Raw genomic sequence first — 14,505 nt, forward strand, 5'->3', positions numbered from 1 at the left:
AATGAAAAAATTATTTTTACTAATACTGACTACGATAAGTTTGTTGCAAATAACAAGTTTACAGGCTGCCACCACTAATTCCCCCCCTAAGAAAGTCGTGTCTTTTGACTTAGGGCAAATTGACACCCTTGATTATTTGGGAGTGCCGGTGATTGGGGTACCTAAACTCCACACCATTAGCTATCTAGCTAAGTTTCAAGCTGATAAGTACGTAAATGTGGGCTCTATGTTTGAGCCAGACTTTGAAATCGTCGCCAGCCTTAAACCTGACTTAATCATGTTAGGCGCACGAACTCAGAGCAAAATCAAAATGATGCAAAGCATAGCTCCTACATTTGATAGCACAGTTTGGGGTAATGACTACCTCAATCAATTTTATCTAATCACAGAAAAGACAGCCGCTTTAGTAAACCAATCACAACTAGCTGCCAAAGCACTAGAAGATATAAAACAACAGGTAGCCATGATTAAAGCAAATGCAAAAAAAGCGGGTAAGGTACTGTTTGTGATGACCACTGGAGGCAAAATAACTGTGTTTGGCCCCGGTTCTAGATTTGGTTGGTTATATAATGAACTAGGTTTTGAAGCTGCAGGTAACGAAAATTCCTTGTCTCATCATGGCGACCCAGTCTCCTTCGAATATTTACGTAAACTCAACCCAGATGTTTTACTAGTGCTGGATCGCGACCTTGCTATTGGCAAGGACACAGGCATGGCCAAACAACTGTTAGATAACAATGTCATAAAAACCCTAAAAGCATATCAAAATAATAAAATTATTATGCTAGATGGCTATGCATGGTACACAGTTGGCACAGGCATTAGTGCCATGAATAAAACCTTGGCACAAATACAAAAAGCTATAGCGGTAGAGTCCTAATATTTGATATATAACTCGTTTTCAACATGACTAAAATGACTCTGTATTGGGCCTTAGCATTTGTTAGCCTAATCATCACAAGCTTACTGGTGGGCACTATCACGTTAGATAGTGCTAACTTTGATTGGCTGTTACTCAGTCAAACCCGTATACCAAGAACCATTGCCATTATTTTATCGGGCATGTCATTGTCGGTTGCCGGTGTCATTATGCAAATGTTGGCGAATAATAAATTTGTCGAACCTACTACTACTGGCACAGTTGAGTGGGCCATTCTTGGCATGTTGCTACTACTTATTTTTTATCCTCAAGCTTCACTTACCGTAAAGCTAAGTGTCTCAGTGTTGTTTTCTATAGTCGGGGCAGTGAGCTTTTTATTGCTGATTAAAAAACTACATACTCGCTCGGTTATTATGGTGCCCTTAGTGGGGATTATTTATGCAGGTATTATAGGTGCTGTGGTTAACTTTATCGCCTATCAGCAAGACCTAATGCAATTTGTTTGGGTGTGGATTCAAGGTGACTTTTCGATGATATTGCAAGGTCGATACGAGTTACTATGGATCGCAGGCTTGTTAACCTTCTTAGCGTATTTTATTGCTGATCGCTTTACCCTAGTTGGCTTAGGAAAGAATGTCGCCACTAATTTAGGTTTAAATTACAGCTATGTATTTGCTATTGGCATTACACTTGTGGCCAGTATTGCAGGGATTACTGTGGTGATTGCTGGAGTATTACCCTTTTTGGGGCTCATTGTACCCAATATAGTTAGCTTATATTTTGGGGATAACCTACGCCGCTCTATCCCGCTGATAGCCTGTTTGGGTGCAATGCTAGCGTTAGTTTGCGACATATTGGCTCGTATATTGGTGCACCCTTTTGAGATACCAGTAGGAGTAATAATGGGAGTGGTGGGCAGTGTAGTATTTTTAGGGTTACTGCTAAGGCAAACATGCCATGACTGAGCTCACACCAGTTAAACTGAACCTATCACCTGCAACTCGTTTAACCCTTCTATTGGTTACAGTCATCTTGGTTTGTGCCCTATTTTTAACCTGGAACGTTAAAGCCTCGTGGGCCTTTACCCTTGAATTCAGGGGCCAAAAATTAATTAGCATGGTGTTAGTGGGGATATTTATCGCCATCTCGACTTTGCTTTTCCAAACCATTAGCCAGAATAGAATTTTAACCCCAAGCATTATGGGCTTTGATGCCTTATACATCTTGATTCAATCCATCATGATAGTAGTGGTTGGAGCCAGCAGTTACTCCATACTTAACGAATATACAAAATGGGCAATTGAGATATCTATCATGACAGGCATGATGTTGTTGCTGTCTAAGTTTTTATTTAGAGACTCTGCCCAATCCATACAATTGCTGATACTCAGTGGTGTGGTGTTAGGCATATGTTTAAGTAGTATTAATGGCTTAGTATTTCGGATGATGGATCCTAGCCAATCTGTAGTGGCACAAGATGCATTTTTTGCTTCGTTTTCATCACCACCCATGGCCTTGCTGCAAGTATCATGCTTGATTCTGTTGAGCTGTTTAGTATTTTTGTATCGGTACCACCATCAATTGGATGTGCTGTCCTTAGGGGAACAAACCGCCCATAGTTTAGGGATTAATTACTCTCGATTAACCCAGCACGTACTTATACTAATAGCCATTTTAGTGGGTATGTCGACGGCCTTGGTAGGCCCCATTACCTTTTTAGGCTTACTGGTTGTACATTTGGCTTATCAGTTAGCGGGGAGTTACAAACACAAAATATTATTACCTTTTGCCGCCATATTAGGTGTGCTGGTTCTGGTTTTAGGAGAGTTTATTTTGCAACACGTGGTAGCGTTCAACACTCGCCTAAGCATAGTCATTGAGTGTGTGGGTGGTGTAGTATTTTTAGCCCTGATAATTAAGCAGGCCAAGTCATGATTGAATTAAAAAATGTAGCCTTGAGCTACGGCCATAAACAGGTACTTAACGACATTAATCTAACCCTAGCTGATACTGGCCTGACATCCATCATAGGCCCAAATGGCTCGGGTAAGTCTTCTTGCTTGGGCCTAATGAGCCGACTACAAAAAGCGAGTGCTGGGGAAGTATTACTAGATAACTGCCCGATACAGCACATACCCGCTAATCAACTGGCTAAACAGCTATCTATATTACGGCAAGACAACCATACCAATGCACGTATTCAGGTAAAAGACTTGATCACATTCGGACGCTACCCCTATCACCAAGGGCGACCTAGCGAGCAAGATCTAAAGATAGTCGAACAATGTATTGAATATGTAGATTTACGAGACGTACAAGACCGATTCATTGACCAGTTATCTGGAGGACAGCGGCAAAGGGTGTTTATCGCCATGGTGTTAGCCCAAGATACACGGACTATATTATTAGACGAGCCGCTGAATAACCTTGATATCAAACATAGCGTGAGCATCATGAAGCAGCTACGTAAAACCTGCGATGAATTAAATAAGCAAGTGGTAGTAGTGCTACACGACATTAATTTTGCAGCGCACTATAGCGATACCATCATCGCCTTAAAAAATGGTGAAGTCATAGCTAATGGTAGCCCTGCTGAAATCATGCAAGACTCAGTTTTAAGTCATATATATGATATGCACATAACCGTCACTGACATACAAGGCAAACCCACCTGCCTGTTTTATTCGTAACACTAAACAGCCCTCAAATTCAGTATCAAGGCGCTGCAGTAGCCACCTAACTCGGCACTAATGAGTGCCAATAGGAGTCAGCCTGACACTTAATAAAAATTACTTCGAACAAGCCAATAAAAAATCAACCAAAATTTAGCCAAATTAACCACTTACGTAGTTAAATTGATTATTTACACATTCTAAAATGCCTCGAAAAAATCATAAGCCTTTGTTTTTAATGTAAAATAAAAATTGGCACCTCAGTTGCAAAAGCTATAGTAAGTCACAACGACTACTTACATAACTTAACTAAATAGGAAAATATGATGAACACACTTACTAAAATAATCGCAACTTCAGTGTTAACTCTTAGCGCAATCGGCATGGCAAATGCTGCAACAGAATACGTTGCTGCTGATGATTATATGACAAGTAAATTATGCGTGGCAGCTACTGAAGGTAGCAAATTGAAATTATCAAAAGCGATTGAGAAAACCGGATTAAGTAAACGTTTCATTGTTGAAAATGTGACGTGTAATAATCAAGAAATGACTAGTTTTGTAGAGCAGCACGGTACAAATGTAGACAATATTAATAATTACTTAACTGCTGGTAAATATAGCCAAAACCAAGAAACAATCGCATCACTTTAATCTAAATTGATGCTCTGTATGAACAGTGTTTCCCATTCCTTGTCGTCATCTTATTAACGAGTTTGACGGCGAGGCTTTTTAGTATTGGGAGGTGCAGAGAAGGGACTGATAAATCAGAACCACTTCTCCGAAATATAGGTGATTAAATTACTCTACTATGGGAGTCAAAATAAAAACCCTCTCTGGATTATCAACAACATCCCTGATTGGTCCGACTCCAACAATTTGACCCAAATCGTTAATCGCAATAGCATCGGTAAAACGCTTAAAAAACTCTATACCGTAAAGATACAAATTATGATCCATTAAGTCTTTAAAACCAAAGTCATCATGATAAACAAATGCATGAAAAGGATAACTACCATTGTGGTCAAACGTAGCCCCCACAATTACTCCGTTATTATTGATATTTGATGCATATGCCCCAGTCCAACCCGAACCTCCTTTGACTTCAGTCAAAACTCCATTATCAATTGAGAATGCTGATTGGCCAAAAAACCCAAATGCAGCTCCATGGATCCCATATCCAACTAGTTCACCACTATCATTAATAGCACTTGCCGCAGTATTACCATTTAATTCTTCAGTCATTAAACCGCCACTATACTTGGCGGTATGTTTTATAGCTTTATAATTACCATAACTATCCGTCCCATCAGCGTCAAACCAACCAACAACCTCACCAAGCCCATTCATGTCTTCCCCAAACATATTAATACCTAAACTATTAAGATCTAACACGGTCCCATCTGACTCTCTAATATAGGTGTGGGCAGTTTTAGTTGATTGGTCATAATAGGTTGCTAATATTTGACCAGCATCATTGATGGTCATTAATTTAAAGCCCTCAAGTGCCCCTAATATTTCTAGAACACCACCAATAGGCTCTAACATACCACCACTGTACAAGGCTGGAACAATATTGCCATAAGCGTCAGTAACTTCTACTAGCACTTGGTCGTTATTGTTAATACTTACAGCTTTTGATGAGACTCCTCCCATAGCTCCAAGATTAGTCATTGCATCATCAGCATATGAATACAAAAAGGCGTATTCGACATCTGAAACATCAGTACTGACACCTACTACAAAACCGTTATTATTGATATCGGCTACATCTATAAAGTTACCACCAAGGGTACCTAAATCTCTTATAGAATAATTAGGAAGGACTTCTGCATTTACAAAGCTAGTTACTGCCAGTACAGCAATAATTGCTAGGGTTTTCTTGATATATAGCATTTAATAATCTCCATTTACTTTCTACTAATTTAATTACAGTTTCATTTGTTAAGACTACATCCTACTTAACAAGATAAATCCTAGCTTCTTTTTTGAAAGAGTAAATAATCACTCCTTACATTTAACTATTAATTAGATCTGGAAAGAATAAACCTAAACCACTTTCATGGTTTAGGCTTTTTTTGAAGAAAAAAATAGGGTTATTTAGCGATGTGATAATCCGTTAAATAAATTTTGTCTGCGGTATTCCCTCCCACTCCAAATATCGCTATTTGGGTAAGCTTAGATAAGTCCAATGGTATTTCACTTAAATCAATACTGACGTCACTCCAGCTGCTACTTACAGTCAATGGAACTTTAAACTCGGCCCCATCAACAATAAAATCTAAAGTGTATTCAGAGAAGCTACCGGTTGTGGCAATTTTAAAATTAAGAGATGTATACTTTGATACATCTATATCGTACTGCTGCACATCGCCGTATATATCTCCCATTAAAGCGAGTACCGCCCCCCAACCACTGCCTTTTGACAACTCAAAGCTAATCAAGCCATTGTAGGTGACGTCAGACATAAATGTTGTGCCTGTAGACCATTCATTTATGGTGATATTACCGTCATTAGCAAAGTTATTGTCATCAATAATCATGTCTGTCTCTTCACCTAAAGAAGAGAAAAACACAAACTTATCATCAGAACTGTCTTTTTCAGCTTTTAGTTTGCCAGAGTCATACATGATAAAGTCTGTCACATAAATATCTTGGGAAGCTGAACCTCCCTGATACACACCAAACAAGGCTACTTGGCTGACATTAGACAGGTTCACACCATAGCTCGCTAAATCAATGTCAATAAGATTCCATTCAGCTTGGCTTGCTAAACTAAAACCCACTTCTTGTGACACTTCGTTACCGTTTACATTAGACACAATAGCAAGAGCATAACGCTCAAAAGCTCCTTCTGAGGCAACTTTAAACGTAATATTGGTATATTCAGCAAAATCCACATCATAGTTGTCGATAGTCGAACCATCAGATATATCGCCCTGCAATGCTAATACAGCGCCCCAAGAGCCATTTGCACTTAACTTAATGCCATCAAGCCCATCATAATTGCTATCAGAGATAAGCGTGCCGGTACTCCACTCTCCAAAGATAACATTGCCCACATCACTGTTATTATCACCATCAACAATTAAGTCACTAGGCACACTTTCATCTGATGAAATAAATACAAAGTCGTCGTTAGTTGTACTATCGAAGGGAATAGTTTCATCTTGAATAAGTGCAAAATCAGTTACATGGATAGTCGATACCCCTGGTTGACCACCAATTCCATATACAGCCATCCAATCGATAGAAGATAGGTTTAACGGAATATCTGCAGTATCAAGAGATACTGCTTGCCAAGTATCTATGCTCTCATCAATGGGTAATGAAATTTCTTTACTTACACCATTACCAGAGATCGCAATTTTATAGCCACTTGCGTAACTACCTGTGGTCGCTAGTTTTAATTCAATACGATTAATTAAACTGAAATCACCGTTAATACCATTTTGAAAAGCGAGAACGGTTCCCCAATTACCTTGTTCTGGTGAGTTGGCACTAGATACTAATTCCCACCCAAGTAAACCATCGAACATGACATCACTTTGAATGCTGGTACCCGTGCTCCATTCGCCTACAGTATCTGATTCAAAAGCAATATCGGAATCACCACCTGAAGATATCAGAGTAAAGGTTTCACCCTCAATTGGCTCACCACCGCCACCGTCATCATTACCTTGCAAAACTACAGTGACATCATCGATATACACTTCACCCACTTCCGCACCAAGGTCAAATAGCACACGATTGTTCTCGCCACCAAAACCGGTAGTGGTAATGGTAAACGAATAAGACTCCCAGTCTGTAGTCAGAGATGCCGTTTCTGCGACATTTGTCCAAGGGTCATAGTTAAGCCCTAATCCCACTAGAATTGTACGTTCAACCGACGCTTTAGCTTTAAAAGAAACAATATAAGTTTCATCTGCGAGTAAGGTCATAACCTGACTTAAATTTACATCCCAAGCATTACCTGCAGCTAATACATTGGCATAGAAAACATTATTGCCATCTTCCTCAATAACACTTACAGCGCCAATCCAATCTTCTCCGCCATTATCAAATGAGCCATTTGTAACTAGATCACCATCTTGACTGCCATCATCTCCACCGCTGTCATTGTCACCGTCGTCGTCGTCACTTCCTTGCCCATAGAAACGTATGTTGTCAAAATATACGACATTCTCTTGAGTGCGGCCTGCAGTATCGAAGTCTGGAAATACAATAATTTGATCAATATCGATGGCCTCTGCCAAGCCTATATAACCACTAAAATCAAAGGTTAACTCCTCCCATTCATTGATTAGGGTATTAGCTACTTTTATTTCAGACTGAGCACCGCCATTATTAATTGCAAACTTCACCCCCACATCACTGATAACACTTTTGTTCACCATGAGTTTCACTATGCTGTTGGTTTCATTAAGTGTTAATGGGCCAAACTCGCCGTGCACTGTCTCGGTTCCTACCCAAGGTGCGCCGGTCACACGGGCAGTAATCTTAGCAACAGTAGATGAATCATTAATTCCTGAAGTATCTGGGTTATCCACAAATTCAAGGGCTGGATTGTCGTCATTCTCAAATACATTCCAGTTTACCGAAGCGCCATACCCGTCTTCTTCAAAATCAATAGGGGAGACATCGCTTAAGTTGCCGTCATCACTGCCATCGTCTTGAGTTTCAGTTATAGTAACGTTGTCTACTCGATAAACCGCGCCTTCACCTGCTCCCCAGTCCGGGAATATCATTAATACATCAATACCATTAAGCTCTAAACCTGCATTACTCAGGGTTTTAAGGGGGACTGAATAATGCTGCCATTGTGAGGTAGGTGCAGTGATAACAATATTTGCCTCGCTCGCTGCGCCACCTTGCTCAACTTTAAGGTTCCAACCAGCGGATGCATTGTTAGGAGGAGTAACCAACTTCAAATCAAATTCCAGCACACCTGTATCTTCTAATGGAGAACCGTCATAGGGCTCTGGAGTCTCAGCAAAATTAGTGTTGAAACCCAATACCGTAGGCTCAGCACCAACAACAAACTCCACTACGTTTAAGTAATCGCCATCTTCATATTCAATAGTGGGCGTAGTCCCCCCACAACAATCCCAAGCTGGCCATGCTGGGTGTAGTGTCTCTTCAAAAATAATGAGGTCTTCGGCTATTCCATCTGATGGCGGAATAGGAATAGGGGCTTGCCCTTCGTTTAAGGTACCTCCTTCATCGATGGGATCTAAATAACCATCGGTAACCGTTGCACACCCCTGACCGTTTGTGGGGTTAACTGAACATTCATACACACGAACATAATCCACTTCAAACTTATTGGTACCGTCAAATGCCGATGGGTCAACACCACCTTGATTGACGTTCTCAGGCCAATCGCCTCCTACGGCAAAATTTAAAATCAGATGAAAACGTTCATCGAATGGCGCTTCTGTGTATGCAAACTCACCGTCTTGCTCTGTATACCAACCTCTATGCTCTAGGCCGTCGGCAACACCATTTTCGTTATAACTGACTTCTGACTTCAACTGAGTTTGATACAAGACACCGTCCACGTACCAACGGATCTCACCTTCTTCCCACTCAATGGCATAAACATGAAAGTCATCAGCTGGGTTAGCGTCATCGGGTAAAGCGTAATCTAATCCAGAATAATCATTATTTGGCCAGCTTTGGCCATAGTGCAATGTACCATGGACGGCAGATTCCACAGAGCCATTACCATCATCTAGAGGCACACCTAAATTAACGGCTTCAAAAATGTCAATTTCCCCTGAATGAGGCCAACCACCGTATACATAATCTGTGGGTAACATCCAAATAGCGGGCCAAGCACCTTGACCACTGGGTGCTTTGGCACGAATTTCGAAACGCCCATAAGTCCAATCACCTTTGTCTACAGTACGAAGTCTGGCCGAACTGTATGGTAGTGATTGGCCACTTTCTGCCTTAGCAACAATATTTAAGACACCGTTTTCAATATAAGAATTCTCTGCACTGTCGGTATAACATTGCTTTTCGTTATTGCCGCCGCCATCACAGTTAACTTCGTGAGACCATTTAGTTTCATCAATCTCAGAGCCTTCAAACTCATCGCTCCAGACTAATTGCCAACCGTCTTCAGCCACTTCACTTTGCAATGAGGCTCGTAGCAGCAAGGGTTTACGCGCTAACTCAAAATCAATTCTAAACTTTTGCGTTTCACCGGGCTCTAACTCTGCTAATGCCACGTCAAAATAAGGCAAGCCGTCTTCAGTGACGCCATCGCTATTAGCCACTGCCAAAGTTGACTTATCGATAACCACCCTAAAAGGTCCGTTTAGGGTCTGTGACCCAGTATTCTCAACTCTGGCAACGGTATAAATAACTCGCTTGACGTTATCGAAAACAGCTGCAGTATGGGTGACCCTAGAGTCACTTGGCACATCTTTCCATTCGGCCATTGCCATAGGAGAGGACAACATTAAGGCGCAACATACACCCTTAATAATCTTATAATTAGACATAATATTCCTTTGCAAATGAATTACCGTTCTCACTTGGCTTTATTCGCCTTAACGCGCTCAATAATTTGAACATGTCATATAGAACGCTAATGAAGTTGAACTTATTATTAACTCCATATCCTCCCCCAACACCTCTAGTTAAAGCCCTACTAACGTCCACAACTCACCCCCATACTCGATGGGATTTTCAAAGGCAATAACAGAAAAATGACACTAAAAACTTCAGGCTTTATTGTTGCCATTTAGTGATGAGACAGTTATACAGCTTCACACTCACCCATCAAATAAACATTAAAGTTACATTTATTTAACAACAAGAGGTTATGCTAATGAACCTTGCTACCCTATAAATTTGCGCCAAAGCGAACGGATAAAAGGGTTAAAGCGGACGCTGAAATTATTTCTAAAAAAGTTAGAACTATAGGAGGGACTATATCCACGGTAAGCCGGTCGTAACATCGTTTAAACGATGACCGATTAAAGCTGGCTTAAATTAAATATCCAAATTCATTGACATTTTTACAGTTAAAAGCTGAACAAGAACGAGCATCTTGAGCTTTATAAATTTTGATAGTATCGGTAAAGACACCATTGGTTTCCATGCAGTCTGGGTCAAAGTAACGAATTTTTTACTGAAAGTTTCAGCCCCTGAGTAGCAGGAGCTGATTTATCAAAAGCTATAAATTAATACATCAACTCTAATTTTAGATTTTGTACAATTTCAATTTTACCTGAACCACTAATAGTGTTGTTCTCAGGCTTTTGACCTTTTTCTCCCCACAAAACAGCTATCAATTTAACGGGGTTATTTTTAAAAGTGTTATTTTTTAGCTCTACATTCACTATGCCGCGGTTCTTAATAAGCAGTCCGCCAGCTTCACCTGAGCCAGTCACAGTGTTGTTTGCAAATACTAAGTTTCCACCTATGGTAGATTCGTCATAACCACCACGATGGTAATCGAGTATGACGCCAGAGATATTATCAAAGGTGGTATCTTTAATAGTCACAAACTCAGCGTTGTAATCACCTTTGTTATCGGTTTCTTGATTTAATAAAAACCCACCTTGGTTATTTTTGATGACACTATCAAGTACAACTATTGAATCAGCAAACGAACCTTTAGACACATATAAAACATGCTTAAATCCAGAGATAACACTATTTTTAATAGACAAGTTATAGGCTTTAGACATGTATTTATCTAAAGTTGCGAAGGCATTTTGCTGACCATTACCTTTAAGGGTAACGCCGTCCAAATATAAGTAGCCTTTAGGCTCCAATGAAAAGGCGGTGTCTTTAGAGGTAAAGTAGATGGCTGGGGTATTATTAGCTGTTGCAGTAATCGAAATAGTTTTGTTGATAGCTATGCTATTGGAGATTGCATAATTTGCAGACGTAAGTTCAATAATATCGCCAGAACTCGCAGCTGCAACCGCCTTAACCAAGTCGGCAGAGGTAGCAACTTTAATGACACTAGGTGCTTTTAGTTCTGGCTCGGTTACAAACCAAGAGGTGCCATATTGTGTTTTATCAAACAAAGGAGCGTCTGATTTTACTGGGCTAACCATAGCACCCACACTATTACGTGAAGCTCTTTGAGTACCAAAAAAATCAGTGGTAATTTTATCAAAATCAAAACCGTTATATACATCAGTGTAGTTAGTATTGGGGACTAACAAACGCTGTGAAACTGATTCCATCGATACCGGTTGTTTTACGATCCCGTCGGTTTTAACGTCTGTTTTGTTGGCATAATTAGAAATATTGTTTTTGAACGTCACCCCGTCAACTTCATCATAGTGATAAATGGGATATTCGGCTTTTGTAGAGTTATAAATTAAATTATTCGCAAAAATAGTCCGAATAGGTCTTGCAGAACGGATTTCAGACTTTGGCAAGACAGCACTTTGAGATACATTTGAGCCAACACTAAAATACCAAGGCGTTGGAGACTCAACCCAAGTGTTATAGGCCACCACCACATCTGTGACTTGGTTATATCTATTTAATGGAGATTTAGGGATCCCATTCATCACAGCGATAGGCGCTCTGAACTTTTCGCCTGTTAATTTATAAAAGTAATTGTTGGTGATCCAATGCCCTGTATTAACCACTCGAATTCCGCCAAAAAATTCTGACACACCATCACCAATAAACATATTGCCGTCTATGGTGGCGTAATTACCATGGCGTAACACTAAAGAACCTTCACTTTCAAAAAACACATTATTCTTGAATATATTGAAGTTAGATTTACTAGAAATAATTTCTACTTCGCCATTTACGCGGTCAAAGAAGTTATGTTCAACATTCGTATAAGAAGGCGTCATTGAGGTGCTGCTGTTACCAATCTGCAATGTTTCACCATGGGGACCACCTTTTCTGGGGCGTGGGCCAAAGTGGTTATTGATAATCTGATGATGGTTATTAACGTGCTGGTTACCCTTCAACTCCACCATGACAGTAGGGCCAAAGTTATATTTTCCGGTAATATAGTTATTGCTAAGCTCGTTATGCTGCCCCCAAAACTCTACCCAGCGGTCAGTCACATGCCTATCTAATTGGGTGAACTCTTCGATGACGTTATTAGTAAATTTTGAGTGGAAAGCAATTTTCTCATCATTAATTTTAAAGCGAACTAAGGCCTTGGTTGGCGAATAGCCATTTCTAAAATGTAACCCTTCAACGATAAGGTAGTCTCCGCCTATGTGGAGGTTTGAAATACCTTCAATAAATACTTTACCCGGAGTTTCGGCTTTTAAAGTGATGGGCTTTTGTTCTGTTCCCTCTCCATAAAACTTTATTTGTATGTCTTTATAGGTGCCATTTTTAAGGACGATATTATCGCCAGCTTGTACACTTTCGATGGCGTCATTTAATTTAACTTCACTGTTTACAAAAAAGTTTTTTGCAGTAGCTATGCTCGACGTCACCGATAAGGCTAACGCACCCACTAATAATATTAATTTATTCATAACATCCTTTAAATTTACTTAATAACCCAGTTCACAATAGACATCTTCACACTGCTAAGCAATATACCTAGTAAGTAGCGACACATCTCAAAAACACCACGAAAGCCTTTAAAATTACGATGAGAAGGCTGTATTTAACCATTCAATCCTTGCATAAATTTATTTAATCTATCTAACCCTTCTTTGAGTTCTGACTCGGCGGATGCAAAAGATAAACGAACAAATTGCTTATCTGTTTGCTCGCTAAAGTCATTACTTGGCGTCAGAGATACATGGACTTGCTGTAATACCTGTTCACAAAATTCCATGGCTGTTAACCCTGTTGACGTTACATCCATGTAAACATAAAACGCCCCATCGGGGACAACAGGTACGTCTAAGCCGCATTTTTGTAATCCAGCAAGCACTAAATTTTTTCGGGAAACCAGAGAGGCTCTTCGAGCCTCACACACCGCCAAAGAATCTGCAGTAAAACATTGTAAGGCCGCTTTTTGAGCTAAAGTTGACGGACAAATATAATAATTTTGAGCCAAACGCTCAATGACTTCAACGGCTTCCTCTGGCACGATACACCAGCCTAAACGCCAACCTGTCATGCCAAAATACTTCGAAAAACTATTTATCACTAAGGCCTGGTCATCTACAGATAAAACACTGGCAGGCTGCGAATCCGAAGGCCCATGATGTAAGTTCAAGTAGATTTCATCAATAATACGCCACGCACCTTTTTTTCGGGCAAAGTCACACATTGCAGCAAGTTCATCAATCGCCACAGCAGTGCCCGTTGGGTTAGAAGGTGTAGCTAGCATGACCCCTTGGGTATCGGTTTGCCAATAGCGTTCTAACAAATCATTATTTAATTGAAAACGAGAATTTGCTTGGGTTGGCACTAATTGGACATTGCCCCCAAAACTCTTAATAAATTGTCTATTACACGGATAGCAAGGATCAGCCATGATCACTTTGTCACCGTCATCAACAAAAGCCGCAGATAAAAGCAATAAGGCAGCAGATGCACCTGCCGTAACTACCACCCTTTTAGGATCAATATCTATTTGATGTTTGGTTTTGTAAAAACCTGCAATGGCTGCGCGCAGCTCAGGTAACCCCAAAGCTGAGGTATAAGGCAGAGGAGCACTACCAGCTAATTGTTCCATAGCCTTCAGCACATCGGGGGGCGCACCAAAATCAGGCTCACCGATATTAAGCTTAACAACATGCTTTCCTTGCGCTTCTATACGTGCGGCTTTCTCGCTAAACGCCATGGCTAAAAAAGGAGAAATGGCTTGTGCCCGCTGGGAATATTTCAAATGATACAACTCAAACTTATAAAACAGTGAATATATAGTTCGCTATTTTGCCATTAGAAATTAGCTAAAACATCCATAAAGCAAATAATTTTCCATAAGCCTGCTAACACATTAGCCTTTAAACCTGAGACAAAGAGACTACTCAAAGCCTTAATC

The 14,505-nt window shown here is 40.2% G+C and carries 9 protein-coding genes; 5 read left to right on the forward strand and 4 right to left on the reverse strand.

Annotated elements, in window-relative coordinates; genetic code table 11:
- The first annotated feature begins 1 nt into the window (after window position 1).
- The 5 genes from ABJE44_RS14230 to ABJE44_RS14250 all read left to right on the forward strand — a co-directional run bounded on the left by ABJE44_RS14230 (window position 2) and on the right by ABJE44_RS14250 (window position 4,205).
- On the forward strand, window positions 2-880 hold the full coding sequence (locus ABJE44_RS14230; protein ID WP_348110201.1) for a siderophore ABC transporter substrate-binding protein: 879 nt from the start codon (window positions 2-4) through the stop codon (window positions 878-880).
- A gap of 26 nt (window positions 881-906) precedes the next feature.
- Window positions 907-1,845, forward strand: coding sequence for an iron chelate uptake ABC transporter family permease subunit (locus tag ABJE44_RS14235; protein WP_348110200.1), 939 nt, complete (start codon window positions 907-909; stop codon window positions 1,843-1,845).
- On the forward strand, window positions 1,838-2,815 hold the full coding sequence (locus ABJE44_RS14240; RefSeq protein ID WP_348110199.1) for an iron chelate uptake ABC transporter family permease subunit: 978 nt from the start codon (window positions 1,838-1,840) through the stop codon (window positions 2,813-2,815). Before ABJE44_RS14235 ends, ABJE44_RS14240 begins: the two co-directional genes overlap by 8 nt.
- Window positions 2,812-3,570: an ATP-binding cassette domain-containing protein gene (locus ABJE44_RS14245; protein ID WP_348110198.1), complete on the forward strand. Its 759-nt coding sequence runs from the start codon at window positions 2,812-2,814 to the stop codon at window positions 3,568-3,570. The genes ABJE44_RS14240 and ABJE44_RS14245 overlap by 4 nt, the downstream gene beginning before the upstream one ends.
- Window positions 3,571-3,875: 305 nt before the next feature.
- A complete protein-coding gene (locus ABJE44_RS14250) occupies window positions 3,876-4,205 on the forward strand; it encodes a DUF3718 domain-containing protein (RefSeq protein ID WP_348110197.1) in 330 nt (109 codons plus the stop codon).
- A 147-nt stretch (window positions 4,206-4,352) separates the two neighbouring features.
- Here the strand turns inward: ABJE44_RS14250 and ABJE44_RS14255 are convergent, their stop codons facing one another.
- The 4 genes from ABJE44_RS14255 to ABJE44_RS14270 all read right to left on the reverse strand — a co-directional run bounded on the left by ABJE44_RS14255 (window position 4,353) and on the right by ABJE44_RS14270 (window position 14,349).
- Window positions 4,353-5,447, reverse strand: a complete 1,095-nt coding sequence (locus ABJE44_RS14255) for a hypothetical protein (protein ID WP_348110196.1) — start codon at window positions 5,445-5,447, stop codon at window positions 4,353-4,355.
- 200 nt (window positions 5,448-5,647) lie between these two features.
- Entirely contained in the window at window positions 5,648-10,063 is a 4,416-nt protein-coding gene (locus ABJE44_RS14260) for a family 16 glycosylhydrolase (protein WP_348110195.1), read from the reverse strand.
- Window positions 10,064-10,747: 684 nt separating this feature from the next.
- A complete protein-coding gene (locus ABJE44_RS14265) occupies window positions 10,748-13,039 on the reverse strand; it encodes a chondroitinase-B domain-containing protein (protein ID WP_348110194.1) in 2,292 nt (763 codons plus the stop codon).
- A 134-nt stretch (window positions 13,040-13,173) separates the two neighbouring features.
- Complete coding sequence (locus ABJE44_RS14270) at window positions 13,174-14,349, reverse strand: aminotransferase class I/II-fold pyridoxal phosphate-dependent enzyme (RefSeq protein ID WP_348110193.1); 1,176 nt, start codon at window positions 14,347-14,349, stop codon at window positions 13,174-13,176.
- Between the last annotated feature and the right edge of the window lie 156 nt (window positions 14,350-14,505).

The organism is Paraglaciecola sp., assembly GCF_039942875.1.
GTDB lineage: Bacteria > Pseudomonadota > Gammaproteobacteria > Enterobacterales > Alteromonadaceae > Paraglaciecola.